21 protein-coding genes are annotated in these 16,689 nt (G+C 41.0%); 17 read left to right on the forward strand and 4 right to left on the reverse strand.

The window, feature by feature from the left end; all coding sequences use genetic code 11:
• The 10 genes from RMY27_RS28760 to RMY27_RS28805 form a co-directional block, all read left to right on the forward strand.
• Positions 1-180: hypothetical protein (locus RMY27_RS28760; RefSeq protein WP_322668256.1), on the forward strand; the 180-nt coding region annotated here is incomplete at its 5' end.
• A gap of 106 nt (positions 181-286) precedes the next feature.
• Positions 287-553: a hypothetical protein gene (locus RMY27_RS28765; protein ID WP_322668257.1), complete on the forward strand. Its 267-nt coding sequence runs from the start codon at positions 287-289 to the stop codon at positions 551-553.
• The gene (locus RMY27_RS28770; RefSeq protein ID WP_322668258.1) at positions 553-1,005 is read left to right on the forward strand and encodes a hypothetical protein; all 453 of its coding nucleotides are present in this window, start codon (positions 553-555) and stop codon (positions 1,003-1,005) included. The genes RMY27_RS28765 and RMY27_RS28770 overlap by 1 nt, the downstream gene beginning before the upstream one ends.
• A 57-nt stretch (positions 1,006-1,062) precedes the next feature.
• On the forward strand, positions 1,063-1,230 hold the full coding sequence (locus RMY27_RS28775; RefSeq protein ID WP_322668259.1) for a hypothetical protein: 168 nt from the start codon (positions 1,063-1,065) through the stop codon (positions 1,228-1,230).
• Positions 1,231-1,296: 66 nt separating this feature from the next.
• Entirely contained in the window at positions 1,297-1,536 is a 240-nt protein-coding gene (locus tag RMY27_RS28780; protein WP_322668260.1) for a hypothetical protein, read from the forward strand.
• Positions 1,529-1,903: a type II toxin-antitoxin system RelE/ParE family toxin gene (locus tag RMY27_RS28785; protein WP_322668261.1), complete on the forward strand. Its 375-nt coding sequence runs from the start codon at positions 1,529-1,531 to the stop codon at positions 1,901-1,903. The genes RMY27_RS28780 and RMY27_RS28785 overlap by 8 nt, the downstream gene beginning before the upstream one ends.
• Positions 1,904-1,961: 58 nt before the next feature.
• Entirely contained in the window at positions 1,962-2,168 is a 207-nt protein-coding gene (locus RMY27_RS28790; RefSeq protein ID WP_322653561.1) for a hypothetical protein, read from the forward strand.
• A 336-nt stretch (positions 2,169-2,504) separates the two neighbouring features.
• The gene (gene hisS, locus RMY27_RS28795) at positions 2,505-3,893 is read left to right on the forward strand and encodes a histidine--tRNA ligase (protein ID WP_322668262.1); all 1,389 of its coding nucleotides are present in this window, start codon (positions 2,505-2,507) and stop codon (positions 3,891-3,893) included.
• Positions 3,894-4,204: 311 nt separating this feature from the next.
• Positions 4,205-4,843: a Uma2 family endonuclease gene (locus RMY27_RS28800; RefSeq protein ID WP_322668263.1), complete on the forward strand. Its 639-nt coding sequence runs from the start codon at positions 4,205-4,207 to the stop codon at positions 4,841-4,843.
• 132 nt (positions 4,844-4,975) lie between these two features.
• Positions 4,976-5,551, forward strand: a complete 576-nt coding sequence (locus tag RMY27_RS28805) for a TMEM175 family protein (protein ID WP_322668264.1) — start codon at positions 4,976-4,978, stop codon at positions 5,549-5,551.
• Between the two features lie 12 nt (positions 5,552-5,563).
• Here the strand turns inward: RMY27_RS28805 and RMY27_RS28810 are convergent, their stop codons facing one another.
• The 4 genes from RMY27_RS28810 to RMY27_RS28825 all read right to left on the reverse strand — a co-directional run bounded on the left by RMY27_RS28810 (position 5,564) and on the right by RMY27_RS28825 (position 10,102).
• Positions 5,564-6,757, reverse strand: a complete 1,194-nt coding sequence (locus RMY27_RS28810) for an MFS transporter (protein WP_322668265.1) — start codon at positions 6,755-6,757, stop codon at positions 5,564-5,566.
• A 247-nt stretch (positions 6,758-7,004) separates the two neighbouring features.
• Complete coding sequence (locus RMY27_RS28815; protein WP_322668266.1) at positions 7,005-7,718, reverse strand: rubrerythrin family protein; 714 nt, start codon at positions 7,716-7,718, stop codon at positions 7,005-7,007.
• Positions 7,719-7,953: 235 nt separating this feature from the next.
• On the reverse strand, positions 7,954-8,694 hold the full coding sequence (locus tag RMY27_RS28820; protein WP_322668267.1) for an SDR family oxidoreductase: 741 nt from the start codon (positions 8,692-8,694) through the stop codon (positions 7,954-7,956).
• Between the two features lie 100 nt (positions 8,695-8,794).
• On the reverse strand, positions 8,795-10,102 hold the full coding sequence (locus tag RMY27_RS28825; protein ID WP_322668268.1) for an efflux RND transporter periplasmic adaptor subunit: 1,308 nt from the start codon (positions 10,100-10,102) through the stop codon (positions 8,795-8,797).
• Between the two features lie 683 nt (positions 10,103-10,785).
• Here RMY27_RS28825 and psaK point away from each other — a divergent pair.
• The 7 genes from psaK to RMY27_RS28860 all read left to right on the forward strand — a co-directional run bounded on the left by psaK (position 10,786) and on the right by RMY27_RS28860 (position 16,598).
• On the forward strand, positions 10,786-11,046 hold the full coding sequence (gene psaK / locus RMY27_RS28830; protein WP_322668269.1) for a photosystem I reaction center subunit PsaK: 261 nt from the start codon (positions 10,786-10,788) through the stop codon (positions 11,044-11,046).
• Between the two features lie 116 nt (positions 11,047-11,162).
• Positions 11,163-11,414 (forward strand): hypothetical protein, encoded by a 252-nt coding sequence (locus tag RMY27_RS28835; protein ID WP_322668270.1) that lies wholly within the window; start codon positions 11,163-11,165, stop codon positions 11,412-11,414.
• Between the two features lie 331 nt (positions 11,415-11,745).
• Positions 11,746-12,333, forward strand: a complete 588-nt coding sequence (locus RMY27_RS28840; protein WP_322668271.1) for a LemA family protein — start codon at positions 11,746-11,748, stop codon at positions 12,331-12,333.
• A gap of 6 nt (positions 12,334-12,339) precedes the next feature.
• Complete coding sequence (locus RMY27_RS28845) at positions 12,340-14,271, forward strand: M48 family metallopeptidase (protein WP_322668272.1); 1,932 nt, start codon at positions 12,340-12,342, stop codon at positions 14,269-14,271.
• A 368-nt stretch (positions 14,272-14,639) separates the two neighbouring features.
• A complete protein-coding gene (locus RMY27_RS28850) occupies positions 14,640-15,359 on the forward strand; it encodes a hypothetical protein (RefSeq protein ID WP_322668273.1) in 720 nt (239 codons plus the stop codon).
• Between the two features lie 353 nt (positions 15,360-15,712).
• Positions 15,713-15,850, forward strand: a complete 138-nt coding sequence (locus RMY27_RS28855) for a hypothetical protein (RefSeq protein ID WP_322668274.1) — start codon at positions 15,713-15,715, stop codon at positions 15,848-15,850.
• A complete protein-coding gene (locus RMY27_RS28860) occupies positions 15,831-16,598 on the forward strand; it encodes a DUF1350 family protein (protein ID WP_322668275.1) in 768 nt (255 codons plus the stop codon). The genes RMY27_RS28855 and RMY27_RS28860 overlap by 20 nt, the downstream gene beginning before the upstream one ends.
• Positions 16,599-16,689: the final 91 nt, after the last annotated feature.

Genomic DNA, 16,689 nt, shown 5'->3' on the forward strand with positions numbered 1-16,689 from the left:
TCAGAACACGAGGTCATTCGTTCAGAACACGAGGTCATTCGTTCAGAACACGAGGCCATTGGTTCAGAACACGAGGCCATTTGTTCAGAACACGAGGCCATTGGTTCAGAACACAAGTCTGTTCGTTTACTTGGTCAGTGGTCTGCTATTAAAGTATGGCAAAAACAGCCGGGAATATGAGATGACAAGCATCGCTGTTTATTTCCTTGTCGTTTAACAATAAGTTGCACATTATATAATAAATAGGGCGATCCTAACCAAATGCTTTACTTGGAAGCTTGCCTGTATGTCTTATCCGAAACTAAGTGACGAAGAAATTATCCAACGTGGTAAAGAATTCTACGAAAAACATATCCGTTCCCAAGTTGAGACAGTAGAGAATATTGGCAAATTAATTTCCATCAATGTTGAAACAGGTGAATATGAAATTGGTGATGATTTGCTGGTAACAAGGCGTCGTTTGCAAGCAAAACATCCTGATGCAGCAATTTGGGCAGAAAGGATTGGTTATGATGCCGTGTATGCTGTTGGTGGTTCATTAGTCAGGACGTAGTGATCCAACAAGATGATGTTTTGTTTAATGGGACTGGTGTAGGTACGATTGGGCGATGTGCGCCATATTTTTATGAACAAGAAGCCCTACCGGATACAGAAGTAACAGTTTTGAGAAGTGACAAACTTGATCCAGTATATTTATCAATTTACATCAACAGTATTGCAGGACAGCTACAAGTACAAAAGCATTTACAAAGTTCATCAGGAATTATTCGAGTTTATCCCGGAGACATTGCCCAATTTCAAGTTTGGGATGCGCCAGATTCCGTTCAGCAGAAAATTAGAAGCAAAGTTGAAGTCTCTCACCAAAAGCGTGAGCAATCCAAGCAACTGCTAGAAATTGCTAAAACAGGAGTAGAAAGAGCGATCGAAACTGATGAGGCGACAGCAACCACTTGGATCAATCAGCAACTTGAAACGTTAGAAATCAATCTATCAAACTCAAACTAACCTAACGGAGTCACAATCTCTGAGATTACTATAAACCCAGATCAAGTTAAGAAAATCTTGAAAAGCGCGATTATTGAATTAATTCGTGACAATCAAAAAGAAGTTTCTGAATTTCTGGCAGAAATTATTGAAGACGTGGCAATGGAGCAAGCGATCGCTGAAGGTAAAACAACTGAACTGGTTCGCCGTGAGTCCATCTTTCAACTTTTGGAGCTGAAAGCGTGAAAGTCGAGTTTAGCAAAAACCTTGGGCATTAACCTAACCACTACTACTTAACATTTTGGAATAGCAATGAAAGCAGTTAAAGTCATGGCAACGATTAATGAGCAAGGACAACTAACCTTAGATCATCCTCTCATGACAGATAAGAATAGCCGCGTAGAAGTTATTGTTCTAATTCCAGAAGAGGAAGTTCTAAACGATCAATCTCAAGCAGAAGTCTTAACAGATTTCCGGCAAGCTTGGCACGAAGCCATGACTGGGCAAACTATCCCAGTGGCTCAACTTTGGGAAGGGCTTGAAAATGACTGAACAGCCTTTGATTAAAGTTGAAGTTTCGCCAACATTCAACCGAAATCTACGCACTCTTGCCAAGAAGTATCGCAGTATTCGGAATGATATACAACCTGTCATCGAACAACTTGAACAGGGAGAGTTGCCAGGAGATCAAATACCTGGGGTTGGTTATGCGGTCTTCAAGTTAAGAGTCCGAAATAGCGACACTCAAAAAGGTAAAAGCGGCGGCTATCGTCTGATTTACTATGTCAAGACAGCAACGGGAATTATTTTGCTGACTATTTATGCAAAATCTGAACAAGTCGATATTGCCGCAGATGACATTCAGAGCATCATTACAGAATATGAGCAACGCGCAATCAAAGATAAAGAGGATATCTAAACAAGAGCCACCGAACCTCCTTACAACGTTCAAATTCCAACCGAAGGGTAGTAAAGCGATGCAAGCAAAATCCCAAGAGCAACTTTCCCCCAATGATGCCGAAGTTATTTTAGGATGCTTACCTGAAAGAATTCGCGCCGCTCTAATTGCTCGTGCTACTGAAATTGAATATCCAATCGAAGCAGTTATTGAGATGGCGATCGCAAGTTTTCTCGATACAGAGGCGTTGGGTTTTGCAGATTGTAAGCCAGGGCGTGGACAATAAAACCGTCAACTAACGAGCGATCACAGGCGGCAGGACTGACGAAAGATATTGGTGTGGATACAGAAGAGCATTAGAAGCTGACGATAAATGCGTAGGCGTAGCCCGCACTTCGACAAAGCTCAGTGACCGCCGCAGGCATCGGTTGAAAAAAAAGCGGAATTCGTTATGCTTCACATCAAGTTATAATTTCATTTCTCCCCTCAAAGATAAACGCTTATTATTCTCCAGTCCGCGCAGGTGGTCACTGAGTCGGTCGTTGTGCCGACTTTGTTTGTGTAGCCACGACTTCCAGTCGTTAGGCTTTTATCTCCAATCTCAACTTAGTAAGGTACACGCATGGCCAAAGGTGACAAAATAAACTTTTCTACCCCTAGCGGGTTTCCAGAATTTCTTCCTAGCGAAAAGCGTCTAGAATTATATTTGCTAGATATCATCCGTAGAGTTTTTGAAAGCTATGGATTTACGCCCATCGAAACACCTGCTGTAGAACGTTTAGAAGTGCTGCAAGCTAAAGGTAATCAAGGCGATAATATCATTTACGGAATTGATCCTATATTGCCACCAAATCGACAAGCCGAGAGAGATAGATCGGGCGAAACAGGTTCAGAAGCAAGAGCTTTAAAGTTCGATCAAACAGTTCCTTTAGCGGCGTATATTGCCCGTCACCTAAATGAATTAACCTTTCCCTTTGCCCGCTACCAAACCGATATAGTTTTTCGGGGAGAACGAGCAAAAGATGGACGTTTTCGCCAGTTCCGCCAGTGTGATATTGATGTAGTTGCGCGTCGTGAACTCAGCTTGCTCTATGATGCTCAGATGCCTGCAATTATCACTGAGATATTTGAAGCAATTAATATTGGTGATTTTCTGATTCGCATCAATAACCGAAAAGTTCTTACTGGTTTCTTTAAATCATTGGGTATTGCCGAAAATCAAATAAAATCTTGTATTGGTATTGTTGATACTCTAGAAAAGATTGGTGAGACTAAAGTCAAACAAGATTTAGATAAAGAAGGAGTTGCTGCCGAACAATCACAAAAAATTATTGAGTTTATTAAAATTGACGGTTCCGTTGATGAAGTCTTAGATAAGCTCAAGCATCTCGCCCAAAATCTGCCAGAATCCGAGCAATTGAGTTTAGGAGTTACCGAATTAGAAACGGTAATTACTGGGGTGCGTAATCTCGGAGTTGCCGAAAACCGTTTCTGTATTGATTTATCCATTGCCCGTGGTCTTGATTACTATACTGGCACAGTTTACGAAACAACTCTATTAGGACATGAAGCTTTAGGTAGTATTTGTTCTGGCGGGAGATATGAAGAATTAGTTGGAGTATTTTTGGGCGAAAAGATGCCTGGTGTAGGCATTTCTATTGGCTTAACTCGTTTAATTAGTCGTTTATTAAAAGCCGGGATTCTCAGTACTTTAGCTGCTACACCAGCCCAAGTGATGGTAGTGAATATGCAAGAAGATTTAATGCCTACTTATTTAAAAGTTTCTCAACATTTGCGTCAGGCGGGAATTAATGTCATAACTAACTTTGATAAGCGTCCCTTGGGTAAACAATTTCAATTAGCAGACAAACAAGGAATTCAATTTTGTGTAATTATTGGTTCTGAAGAAGCAGCAGCGCAAAAGTCATCGCTCAAAGATTTGAAAACAGGCGAGCAAGTAGAAGTACTATTAGAAAATTTAGCTGAAGAAGTTAAAAGAAGGCTTTCTTAAAAGTTGATTTATCAAGTAGCAACTGTCTATTGCAATCTGCCTCATATATCATACTTATTTGGAAGTCCTTTATGAGTTTGTCAGATGTCCCTAATCTCTGGGTTCCTTTAGCACTTTTAGGTTTAATTGTTATAGCTGCTGTATTTTTCAGCCGCAGCAATTAATATTTACAACAGATTTCAAGTTGTGAGGCTAAGTCTGTTATCCAGATATAAAGCGTGTTTTACTCCTAAATTTTGTTAGCGCAGCAAGGCGTAGCCCATTCTGAATTCTGCTGTAAAGCATTACAGTTGAGGTGGAGGTTCAGTTATATGTTTGCTGTTGTCACACCCGATACAATCCATTTGCCCCCAGGTGCGGTAGTACGTCTACCTGGAAGCTGGCAAGATTATCAAGCACTCAATGAACAACTAGGCGATCGCTCCTCGCCTCGTATTAAATATCGAGATGGAGAAATTCTCTTGATGGCACCGCTACCAGAACATGGGCGCAAAGTAAGTGTAATTGCAGATGTAGTCAAAGTTTTGCTCGATTGTTTGGGACGAGAATACGAGGCATTTACCCCAATCACAATGGAACTACCACAAGAAAGTGGTATAGAACCAGACTACTGTTTTTATATTGAAAACTGGGAAGCAATTGCAGGTAAAGATCGAATTAATTGGGGTGTCGATCCATCACCTGATTTAGTGGTGGAAATAGACATCACCAGCTACACCGATGTTAATGACTACCTACCTTATCGAGTACCAGAAGTTTGGTTGTTTAGGAAAAACCAGCTGGTAATTTACAGATTGCAGGGCGATCGCTACACTGTTGAAACCAGTAGCCGTTATTTCCCTAACACCAATGTGTCAGAAGTAGTCACAGAGTCTCTAAAAATTGCCTACGAGCGCAATACTAGCGCTGCTATTCGGGAATTACGGCGGAAATTGGCAAGTGAGAATTAAAGATTTTGATTTTGCGATGCCCTTGGCGGGCTACGCCAACGCAGAGAATCTTCATCAACGGCGGCTACTTGGTACGATAAAGTACAAAGTGTCACAACTTAACTCTCAAGTAAATAGAAAAGGAATGCGTACATGGGAAAAGGGAGATTAGAAGCATTCAGCGATGGGGTGATTGCCATCATCATCACCATCATGGTGCTAGAAATCAAAGTACCGCATGGGTTGGATTTAGCTGCGCTACGTCCACTAATCCCGGTATTTATGAGCTATGTATTGAGTTTTATTTATATCGGCATCTACTGGAACAATCACCATCACCTACTACAAGCAGTCCGACATGTTAATGGACGTATTCTTTGGGCCAATTTGCATCTGCTGTTTTGGTTGTCACTCATCCCCTTCGTCACTGGTTGGATGGGCGAGAATCACTTTGCTCCCATACCAGTTGCCCTTTATGGTACGGTCTTATTGTTGAATGCGATCGCTTACTTTATTCTTACCCGCGTCCTGATTTCTTACCACGGCAAGGATTCGACTCTAGCGATCGCAGTTGGTGAAGATTTCAAAGGAAAAGTATCAGTAGTTATCTATGCTGTAGCAATTCCACTTGCCTTAATGAACTCATGGTTTGCCTGTGCATTATACGCTTTAGTCGCAGTCATCTGGCTAATACCCGATCGTCGGATTGAAAAGACTCTTACTTCTTAAACGAATTACAAATTACCTACAAGTGCAATACCTAAACACAAAAAATATCAAAACAGCAAAACCAGTTGCGGCATAAAACACACTACTAATTCCGCCAAAACCAAAAGCATAACCCATCAGTAACGGGCCTAATGTTTGTCCTAATCCATAGAATGTCCCGTTTACCGATATAATCGTCGCCAAATATTCTCTTGGTGCTAAATCTGCTAAAAGTGTTTGGCTGCTAGGAAAACCAATACCAAGCCCAATCCCAAAAATTGTACTTGGAATTAATAGTAACCAGATATTTGACACAAAGGGAACTATTAACATTGCTAATGCATAGAAAACATAAGATGCACTAATTAAAGTTGTGGCGGGAAATCTTCTCGCTAATCTACCTAACTGGGAAGATGTAATTGTAATTGCCACGGAAACACTAGAAAGGAGCAATCCAATAATTGTGGGTGGCGCTTTAAAGGTATCGTTAATCAGTTGTGGTAAATATGTGACATAAGCACCATAAAGAAATACAAAGTTAGCAGCACTGGCAATAAAAATTCCAAATAGCTGACGATTTTTCAGAACTTTTATGGCATTGCTCAAATACTCTTTGAGGTTGCGCTCGCCTTTTGGTTCGGGATTCTTAAGTGCAAACAACACCAACAACCCAAGAGGAATCGCTAATATCGGCAACATAAAGGGATAATACCAGCCCATTGTAGCCAATGCACCACCGATTATTGGATAACTTGATGTGCCGACACTGCTGACACTGGCATTGTAACCCATTGCCGTAGTCCGTCTGTTTCCTGTGTATAAATCGCTGATTAAGGTGATACTTAAAGAAAGCAAAGAAGCAGCACCAATTCCTTGCAGCAAGCGCAACCATAGTAATAAATTAAAATCACGGGCGAAAGCGCAAGCAGTACCAGCTATGCCAAATATAAATAGTGAAGGAACGATAATTCTCTTTCTGCCTAATCTATCGGCAAGAATACCAATAATTGGCCCTAAAATCAGAGATGGGAATGTAAATGCTGTAATCAACAAACCCAAATTTTTCGGGTTAATATTTAAATCTTTAGCTAACTTAGGAAAAGCAGGAGTCACGCTAGAAACTCCAATAACAGCAATTAGTACAACTGCACAAATAATCTGAAAATTTAGCTCTAGATAAACTGGTTTCTGTCGTTCAGATTGGCTGTTATCTTCTGGTAAGTGCATGATAAAACCCTGTGTATAAATAATAGACCTCTTGCAAAAATATATTTTTGTAAGAGAGGGAAAAGGAAAAAGGTTAAAGGGAAAGGATTTTGAGTTTCTTTACCCTTTTCCCCCGCCCCTTATCCCCAGAGGGGTTCCACCTTCCCCTTTACCCCGACAAATGCCAAGAAGTCTAATGATGAACGCGAAGTGTCTCAAGAGACGCTTCGCGTTTAGTTGCTAAAAAAGTGCCTAATTGATTGTCGTCTTAAGCTGCAACTTTTTCTTCAAATGGTTTAAAGGTTTTTTTGCTAGCACCGCAAATTGGACATTCCCAGTCTTCAGGAATTTCTTCAAAAGGTGTCCCAGGCGCAATTCCCGAATCAGGATCGCCAGCAACGGGATCGTAAATCATGCTGCATTGTCTACAAATCCACTTACGAGTTTTAGGATCTTCACCAGCAACTCTAGTTGATGTTTGTCCACCATTTAATACTTCTAAGGCTTCAGTGTAGCGATCGGCGTGATAATTTTCGATGAATTTTAACAAGCCAAAACGGTGGGCAGCTTCCCGAAATGTGTTGGCATGATCGGTAGATTCTTGAACTTGTTTGAGAAATTCTTCAGCTGCGGGATTGTCGCGATCGCGTTGGGCATCTGCGGCAAACTCTGGATACATTGTGGTATGTTCGTAAGTCTCGCCTTCAATTGCCAAAGATAAACAGCGAGATACAATTTCCCGCTTTTGTTCATCAGTTAAAGCCGCTGCATCTTCTACCACAAGTTCTGGATGCAGTAACTTAAAATGTGCAAAAGCGTGTTCAGTTTCTTGATCTGCTGTTTCTTTAAAAAGTTTCGCTAAGTCTGTAAACCCAAGTTGACGCGCTACATCTGCAAAAAACAGATACTTACGATTTGCCATCGATTCACCACCGAAGGCTGCTTCTAAGTTTTGGAGTGTAGTAAAGTTGGACAAATCCATATTTTTTTAAGGCCTGATAAGTGATATTTAGTGCAAAAGCACAGACTCTACAACCGGATAATCAGCCATTATTTGTATAAGTTATAAATGCTTTATACAAACTTTGTCATCCCAGATTTAGCAATCCGTTTTAATCGGAAGCCAGCACGGCTGTGTTCTCCTACTTGGACAATTATAAAACCGAAAAATTGTCCAACTGACAAATTATATTTTTGATTTAGAGGAGAGCTTTTCCTCACGCGATTCCACCGTTGACACGAATATTTTGCCCAGTGATCCACCTAGCTTCATCGCTAGCAAGAAACGCTACTACATCGGCGATTTCTTGCACATCTCCCAGTTTGCCAAAAGCCGCCATTTGGGCTAAACGATCTATCTGTTCTTGTGTTTTGCCTTCTCGAAACAGTTCTGTATCCGTGGGGCCAGGAGAAATAACATTAACTGCGATCGCTTTTGCACCTAATTCTTTAGCTAGTACCCGCGTGATTTGTTCAACAGCACCCTTGGTTCCTACATAAGCACTATAAGTTGGCAGCATCATCGCCGTAGTTGATGAGGAAAAGTTGATAATCCGTCCTCCTTCTGACATGTGTTGCGTGGCTTGTTGGCAAGTAAAATAAGTGCCTTTGACATTAATGGCAAAAATCGCATCGAAATCTTCTTCTGTCACCTCAGTAATTGGTTTATAGAAGGCAATTCCGGCATTGTTGACCAAAATATCGACTTTACCGAAACGTTCAAGTGTTTGTTCAAATAACCTTTTGATGTCGGGTACTTTGCTAATATCAGCTTGGATAGCGATCGCTTCTACTCCCAACTTTTCAATTTCTGCAACAACTTCTTGTGCTTTGCCTGCATTCCCCGCATAGTTGACGACAATAGATGCGCCGTTCCCAGCTAACTTGAGTGCGATCGCTCGTCCAATTCCCCGCGATGCACCAGTGATAATTGCAACCTTCCCGGTTATTGATGCCATAGATTAATCGAGTTTAATTTTGGTTAACTAAAATGATTATCTATTGTTAAAGGCACTGTACCAAGGTTAAATTTAGCGATCGCCTCTCTACTTCCCTTAATTAAAATTCTGGAACGATCGCAACACCATCCCTGAGATTGAGCAACCCTGAAATAATAACTTTATCTTCTGGCTGTAATCCTTCAATAACTTGGTAATTATTACCTTTGATCTCGCCTAGCTTTACTCGCCTTTGTCGAGCTACTTGTTGGGATACACCTTGGGGAGATGTCTCCGTTTCAACTACATAAACAAAAGTGTCCCCGCCTACACGAGTCATTGCTGTTGTGGGAATTAAAACTCCGGGGCGCTGATTCCAAAACACTCTAGTCCTAACCAATTGATCTGCACGTAGCTGACCATTAGTGTTGTCAAAAAGTGCTTTAATCAATATCGTTTGTGTTTCATTGCTGGCATTAGGTGCAATAAAAAAGATCCTACTTCTACCTAGTTTTTGACCTTGTGTGTTCATCACCTCTACTGGCATACCCTTACGCAATTGGGGCCCTTGCTGTAGTGGCACAGAGATATTCACTTCTAAAGGTCGATTTTGCGTGATATTAACTAATGGTGTAGAAGTATTAACTAAATCACCGACTTTCACAGGGATATTGCCAACTGTGCCACTAAAAGGAGCGGTAATTTTGTCAGATTGGGGCTGTTGTGTTTGAGTATTTACATTAGATTGCTGCAAAGATTTTTCAGCCTCTAAGATGGTGGCTCGTTGTGCTTGAATCCTGGAATCAATTGCATCGAGACTAGTCTTAGCATTGGCGAGCCGATTAGCAAACTGATTGCTAGTTTGTCGAGACACGGCTCCTTGTTCAGCTAGGTTGACAAACTTATCGTAGTTCTGCTGGTACAATTGCAGATTCGCAACGTAGGATGGTCGTTCTGCTTCTAAAGATTTGAGTGTGGCACGGGCATTTGCCAGTTGCATTAAAAATGCTTGAGGTACAGGATTATTCCTAGCGATCGCTGCCTGTGGTGTAGGATCTACTTGGAGAATTGCCGCTCCTTCGACGATTGGATCTCCTGATTTGACAAGTATCTGGGTAACTTGACCCTGAATTCTCGGCTGGAGCGTGACTGAGCGCAGGGATTTTAGACTAGCAATAAAATCTGAACTTTCCTCAATTATGCCGCTTTGTACTGTTGATATTTTGACTCTTACCCCTTGAGGTTGAGCGTTAACATTTAAAGGTGCTGAATTTTGTGGAGTGAGTAAACGCCATAGAGTTGCTCCGCTTCCTAATAATAGGAGTGCGGCTAAACTCAACCAAAGCCACCGCCGTTTTCCAGAAGGTGGCTCAAATGACGTTTGTGGAGCTTTTTCTCCAAAATCAGTTTGAGGCTCAGGGGATGTCATGGCTTTTGAGGAACTTAAGGAACAAATTAACTAGAATTCAATCAAAATTTCATCTGTCGTTCTTGAAATTACTGATTTAGCATGAGGTTTTGCGCCAAATTATGTGTTACCCCATCCAAATATACAGTTTTGATGATTCTGTCTAAATCTACCGAAAGGTGAATCCGCTCCTTAAATTTCTGACTTCAACTGTATCCTTCAAAAAGTTAGGGATGATTTTGTTCATAACTCCTGCACAGATTTCTATAGATACAATAATTTTATCGGAATCACTTTTATAGCCGTAGTCACATAGGTTAGGACAGTGTTGATTGCTCAAAAGCTTGAAACGACCGGGTTCTTACTCAGCACTCAGCACTCAGCACTCAGCACTCAGCACTTTGCTATATCTACAGCAGATTTTAAGTTCAGGAGGTACGCAAGTTAAGTCTGTTACCCAGGTATCAAGCGTATTTTACTCTTGAACTCTACTGTAAGTATAAATCAATACTAATGGCTTGCTTGTTTCAGACATTGAAATACAAACAGCTAGCACAATCAGCTCGCTGCGTTGAACTTGTATTGTATTAAGTAGTAAGAATAACTGTTAAATATTGATGCAAAATCGGGTAATTTCTTGAATTTGCTTCGGAAAGTTTCAGATTATGTTTTCAACCATTAATAAATTTCAGGAGCAAATCTAGGTGTTAACTTCAACCTTACTCGCTGCTGCAACCACACCTCTGCAATGGAGTCCTACAGTTGGACTGATTATGATTATTGCTAATATCATTGCCATTGCCTTTGGCAAATCTAGCATCAAGTATCCCAACGCAGAACCAAAACTACCCTCAGCCAATTTCCTTGGTAATTTTGGTGTACCAGCGTTTTTAGCAAGTGCTGCCTTTGGCCATATCTTAGGTGTGGGCGCTATTTTAGGGTTGCATAACCTGGGAAGAATCTAGGTTCTTACCCAATTTAGCCTTTATTTGATGATTCTTTTGTCTCCAGCTTTGAGCCAGAGAACTAATTCTCTGGCTCTTTTTTATGAGACACTAAGTAATATCAGTATCTCAACAGCATGACAGATATAACAGATTTATCAAAAAGAATTGCCAGCAAAGGGGATAATCCGCTAAATTTGTCACCTGTCAACTTGCAGTCACCAGAAGACGTAGAACTTGAGCGAAAACTGCGAGAACTCAAGTTTAAACAAGAACTAAGAAAAGATTGGATTTTATTTATTGTCAGGGATGTAGTAATTTTTCCTGCCGCCATCCTTTTTATTTTTGCTGTCAGTGGTTATTCCCTATTTATGCAGATTTATAGGTGACATATCTGGCTAGAATTTTTAATCAACCGCAGACAGAGGCACAGAGTACACAGAAAAAAGAGATAGAAATAGTTGGGAATTGTTGTAAGTTATTTCTCTTGTCTCTGTATTTCTTTGCCTCTATGTTCTCTGTGTATGTGTAGTTGTGTTAAAAAATTTTACAATCTATCTATCTTCAGTGCAATTGCGTAACTAATTTTACAGACGACGAAGCCAACTTGCTACAAGTAGACTCATCTTTATATCCACACAAATTTTGCTGGATATTAAGGATTACCGTGATTGGTAAATCTGCAAAAAAGTAAGTACTTGATGGAAATAATCTAAAAATATGGGGTTTTTAATATTTTCTGTTGCTTTAGTTGCCATTGTTGCTGTAATTATCATTAATAGCTACAACGATTTAGTTAAGTATCGGAACCGTTACAAAAATGCTTACTCTCAAATCGATGTTCAATTACAGCGCCGTTATGATTTAATTCCCAACTTGGTGGAGACTGCTAAAGGGTATATGAAACATGAGCGAGAAACCTTAGAAGCAGTTATTGCCGCCCGAAATTCTGCAATTAATGCTAGCAGTCGTGCCGCACAAAATCCTGGAGATCCCCAAGCGATGCAACAGTTGGGCAATGCTGAAGGGGCACTGACAGGTGCGTTAAGTCGGTTGATGGTACTTTCAGAATCTTATCCAGAATTGAAAGCCGATCGCGCCATGACTCAGGTAATGGAAGAACTATCTTCCACTGAAAACCGGATTGCTTTTGCCCGTCAGGCTTTTAATGACGCTGTGACACTTTACAACACCAAGAGCGAATCTTTTCCTAGCAACCTTGTGGCAAATACTTTTAACTTTACTGTTGCAGAATTGCTCCCCGAAGCTACTCCAGAAATGAGAAATGCTCCACGTGTGTCTTTTTAGGTGTCTATGAATTTCTTTGAACATCAGGATCGGGCACGCCAAAATACGCAACAATTAATCGGGTTATTTTCCCTGTCGATCGCAGTCATGATTATGGCAATTTATCTTGCCAGTTTATTTCTGTTTCGCATGGCTCCTCGTGTTTGGTGGCATCCAGGGTTATTTCTCTACGTGACTGGGATTACAATAATTGCGATCGCAGTCGGAAGTTTATACAAAGTTGCCTGTCTCCGGCAGGGCGGAAGCGTAATTGCCCAAGAGTTAGGAGGAAGACTCCTGCTACCAGAGATGGCCGATGAACAAGGGCGACAACTATTAAATATTGTCGAGGAAATGGCGATCGCTTCTGGTATTTCTGTCCCACAAGTTTATCTCCTCGACAAAGAAACCGGCATTAATGCCTTTGCTGCCGGATTTACGCCCAATGATGCTGTAATTGGAGTTACCCGTGGAACTTTGGAACACCTGAGCCGGGATGAGCTACAAGGAGTTATCGGCCACGAATTCAGTCATATTCTCAATGGAGATATGCGGCTGAATTTGCGTTTAGTGGGACTACTGCATGGGATTTTGTTCATTTACTTAACGGGGGAATTGCTGTGGCGTCTTCGCGCTAGCTTCCGTTTAGGAAAGGAAGACAAGGGTTTACCTATCTGGGCTTTTGGTTTGGCACTGATGGCAATTGGCGGTATTGGATTACTTTGCGGACGCCTGATTAAAGCCGCCGTCTCTCGCCAGCGTGAATTTCTTGCCGATGCTTCAGCCGTACAGTTCACTCGCAACCCCAATGGACTTACGGGAGTCTTTCAAAAACTCCAACAGATGGATTCACGGTTAATATCGCCGGGTGCAGAAGCCTCTAGCCACATGTTTTTTGGCAATGCCCTCAACCCCTCTTTTTGGGAAGATATGTTTTCTACCCACCCACCTCTAGCAGAACGTATCCGCCGCGTTGGGGGTTTGAACGTCAGCAATTTAGCAGCAATGCCATCTCGCAATCAGATGCGTTCCCCTTCCCAGGAATCCCTAACAATGGGCTTTGCTGGCGGTAGCAATGCCACGCCAGAAAAGGTTGTAAACCAAGTTGGAAGCGTTACACCAGAGCATTTTGCCCATGCTCAAGCGCTGTTATCGCAGTTACCAGAATCCCTGCGTTTGGGCGCGCGAGAGCAGCAAAGCGCAATGGCGATCGCTTTTGCGTTAGCGTTAGATACAGAAAATCTCCAAATTCAAGAACGTCAAATTGCTTGGTTACGCGAGGTGCAGTCTGCTGAGTTGGTAGACAAAACCCTACAATTAAGTAGCGAAATTAATCAGTTAGATCCCAAAATTCGCTTACCACTTGTGGATTTAGCAGTACCCGTATTGCGCCAAAACTCTGCCAAAGAATGCCAAAGGCTGTGCAAATGCGTCCACGGTTTAGTTGTAGCCACCGGAAGTTTATCGCTGTGGCATTTTGTGTTGCAGTTAATACTGTGGCATCGTCTGCAACCTAGTATAAATCCTACATCTACTACAACCGTAGAATTCACCTCAATCGAACAGATTTGGCCAGATAGTCTATTAATATTGTCCGTAATTGCCCGTGTCGGACACTCCCAACCTAATGCGTCTACTGAAGACATCGCCTATGCTTTTCGTTCTGGAGTTTTTCGACTTCCCAAAGCCGGAGAGCAAGAAAAACCAGAAATGCCATTAAGTTGTAATTTTACTGAACTAAAGAAAAGTATTGAGCGCCTGCGGCTTGCCACTCCCAAACTCAAACAAGCTATTGTTGATGCTTGCGCCCACACGGTACTATTAGATAACAAAGTTACTCCTTCAGAAGCAGATTTACTCAGAGCGATCGCCATGACGCTAGACTGTCCTATTCCCCCATTCTTAAACTCTCAGCCTGGTGTTTCAAAACAGAAACAACCTTCTCCAAAACGAAGTTAATGTAACGAATAAGACACGATTATTTATAACTCAATAAATAAAGTCCGTTTTTGCGGACTTTTCCATTCTTAAATGACTGTTTGCTAGAACAATTTCAAGTTGGTGAGGTACACAAGCTAAGTCTGTTACCCAGGTAGAAAGCGTGTTTTACTCCTGAATTCTGTTAGCGCAACGGGGCGTAGCCCATTCTGAATTCTGAATTCTGCTGTAAATAGTTATCTTGGCAAAATAGTATCATATTGTACAAAAATTATTGATATTGCCTATAAGTATTAACTGCACGAAAAAGTTTAGACAAAATGCCAGCATTCTAGAAATTTGATTGCTATATTAGATTAAATAACTATTCTGGCAAGGGTTGAAAAGCTGTGCGGGATGATTTACAGGGCTTGGAAATTAGTCAGAACGATCTGCAAAAGCTGACTAATTTACCTGTCAATGGGGAACTTTTAATTATTACAAATCCTCTCAAGAGATTAGCAAATATATATATACAAAAACTTAAAAGCTCTGAAGGAGCAACTGTAGTCTTTATTGGATTTTCTACATTTATTTTCGTATATATTTTATTTGACATCATTATTAAAATATTTGTTACATGGATAACAATTCCATCATGGATATTATTAATTTTCTTAGCGCTTTGGGTTGGTGGTTTGACGCAAAGTATCTTGTATTTGATCTGGAAAAGTAGAAGTAAGCTTGTTAAAGTTAATATGACGAAATCTTTGCAAATCCTATTAAATGAGGTTAATAGATATAATACTGTTATTAGAGTTATAGATATCAATGACCAAATAGAAGAAGCTGGTAATCCAGAAGTGATTATAAAGGAAAGAGAGGATGTAATCGAAGCACTTAAACTCACCAAAGCTGATTTAGTTCGAGCTTTAAAAACAGAAAGGATTTTGAGAGAGAACAAGAATTTTATCCTGAGTAATACAGAACTATTTGTCAACAATTTAGCAACTTTAACAGCTATGCAAGTAACAGAGGAGGCTACTGAGCATGGAAGATTACTCAATGAAGCATTACAAATTGCATTAGATGTGCAATACGAGATGAAAAGATTACAGACTCAACGTTAAGATAATTCGTAATTCGTAATTAAGTTTTGTAATGGGGATTTAGAAAGAGTTGGAGAAAGCGTAGGTGCTTATGATAAATAGACTTCTGGGCATTTGTGGGGAAAAGGGTAAGGGGGAACGGGGAAAGGTTCTGTATTGTCCCCTTCCCCTTTAACATGAACCCCTTTTTCCCCCTCTTGCCAAAAGCACTTTTGCAAGAGGTCTAATGCATAGACGCTGCTGGGTGGGTTGGTTTCCAATACTTCTCGCTTTGTGCATTTTTAACTCGGAATCGGGTTTGGGGTAAAGGGTAAGGGTTAAAGGTTTTTTCTTTCCCTTTTCCCTTTCCCCTTTTCCCCAAAACCCGAGAAGTATTGGGTTGGTTTCCGATCTACTTGCCAGAGATTATCAATGGCTTTTTCCATAATCTTTCCCACGGTTGCAATCCCCGGTCTACCATAAAGAATATTCGTAAAGCGATCGCTTATCCGCATGGACTGGAAAGAAATTAGAGGGAACTGGGTAATCATTCCCCGAAATCCCATAGGTATCGTTCATTTTTTGGGAGGTGCATTTGTCGCCACTGCACCACACATCACTTATCGCTGGTTACTCGAACAACTGGCAAGTAAAGGCTATGTTGTAATTGCTACCCCTTTCGTCAATACACTGGATCATACTGCGATCGCAAAATCCGTGCTGTTAAACTTTGACCGCACCCTCGAACGATTGCATGATTCTGGGGCATTACGCAAGCTTTACTTTCCCATCTACGGCGTTGGGCACAGTATGGGCTGTAAACTCCACTTGCTGATTGGTAGCCTTTTTAAAGTAGAACGTGCAGGCAATATTTTAATATCCTTCAACAACTACGCCGCTAAAGAAGCTATTCCTCTAGTAGAACAATTCAATTCTACTTTGAAAATCGAGTTTACCCCATCGCCGTTGGAAACTAACAAACTTGTCCAAGAATGTTACAGTATCCGGCGCAATTTATTAATAAAATTTAGTAATGACACCATCGATCAATCGGCAGCTTTAACCAAAATCTTACAAGAACGTTTTGATGAAATGGTGACAGCACAAACGTTACCAGGAAATCATACAACACCTTTAGGTCAAGATATTAAATGGCAAACGGGAACATCTTTTACCCCCTTTGACGCTTTAGGACAATGGTTCAAGCAAGAAGCATACCGCGACTTAAACCAGTTAAAAAGCAACATTCTTTTATGGCTAAATCCTTTGGGAGCGCCATAATATTTTATGACTGTTAAACAGTCGTAAATTCCATGAGTAAATAGAAATGAGTTATAGTGCTTCTCATTTGAGTCTTATAAAGACCAAACCC

The sequence above is a fragment of the Nostoc sp. DedQUE09 genome (genome assembly GCF_034530915.1).
Taxonomy (GTDB): Bacteria; Cyanobacteriota; Cyanobacteriia; order Cyanobacteriales; family Nostocaceae; genus Nostoc.

Coding starts and splice junctions, on each gene's coding strand:
- RMY27_RS28765 (WP_322668257.1), top strand. CDS start 287: ATGTCTTATCCGAAACTAAGTGACGAAGAAATTATCCAACGTGGTAAA.
- RMY27_RS28780 (WP_322668260.1), top strand. CDS start 1,297: ATGAAAGCAGTTAAAGTCATGGCAACGATTAATGAGCAAGGACAACTA.
- RMY27_RS28785 (WP_322668261.1), top strand. CDS start 1,529: ATGACTGAACAGCCTTTGATTAAAGTTGAAGTTTCGCCAACATTCAAC.
- RMY27_RS28790 (WP_322653561.1), top strand. CDS start 1,962: ATGCAAGCAAAATCCCAAGAGCAACTTTCCCCCAATGATGCCGAAGTT.
- hisS (WP_322668262.1), top strand. CDS start 2,505: ATGGCCAAAGGTGACAAAATAAACTTTTCTACCCCTAGCGGGTTTCCA.
- RMY27_RS28800 (WP_322668263.1), top strand. CDS start 4,205: ATGTTTGCTGTTGTCACACCCGATACAATCCATTTGCCCCCAGGTGCG.
- RMY27_RS28805 (WP_322668264.1), top strand. CDS start 4,976: ATGGGAAAAGGGAGATTAGAAGCATTCAGCGATGGGGTGATTGCCATC.
- RMY27_RS28810 (WP_322668265.1), bottom strand. CDS start 6,757: ATGCACTTACCAGAAGATAACAGCCAATCTGAACGACAGAAACCAGTT.
- RMY27_RS28815 (WP_322668266.1), bottom strand. CDS start 7,718: ATGGATTTGTCCAACTTTACTACACTCCAAAACTTAGAAGCAGCCTTC.
- RMY27_RS28820 (WP_322668267.1), bottom strand. CDS start 8,694: ATGGCATCAATAACCGGGAAGGTTGCAATTATCACTGGTGCATCGCGG.
- RMY27_RS28825 (WP_322668268.1), bottom strand. CDS start 10,102: ATGACATCCCCTGAGCCTCAAACTGATTTTGGAGAAAAAGCTCCACAA.
- RMY27_RS28835 (WP_322668270.1), top strand. CDS start 11,163: ATGACAGATATAACAGATTTATCAAAAAGAATTGCCAGCAAAGGGGAT.
- RMY27_RS28840 (WP_322668271.1), top strand. CDS start 11,746: ATGGGGTTTTTAATATTTTCTGTTGCTTTAGTTGCCATTGTTGCTGTA.
- RMY27_RS28845 (WP_322668272.1), top strand. CDS start 12,340: ATGAATTTCTTTGAACATCAGGATCGGGCACGCCAAAATACGCAACAA.
- RMY27_RS28860 (WP_322668275.1), top strand. CDS start 15,831: ATGGACTGGAAAGAAATTAGAGGGAACTGGGTAATCATTCCCCGAAAT.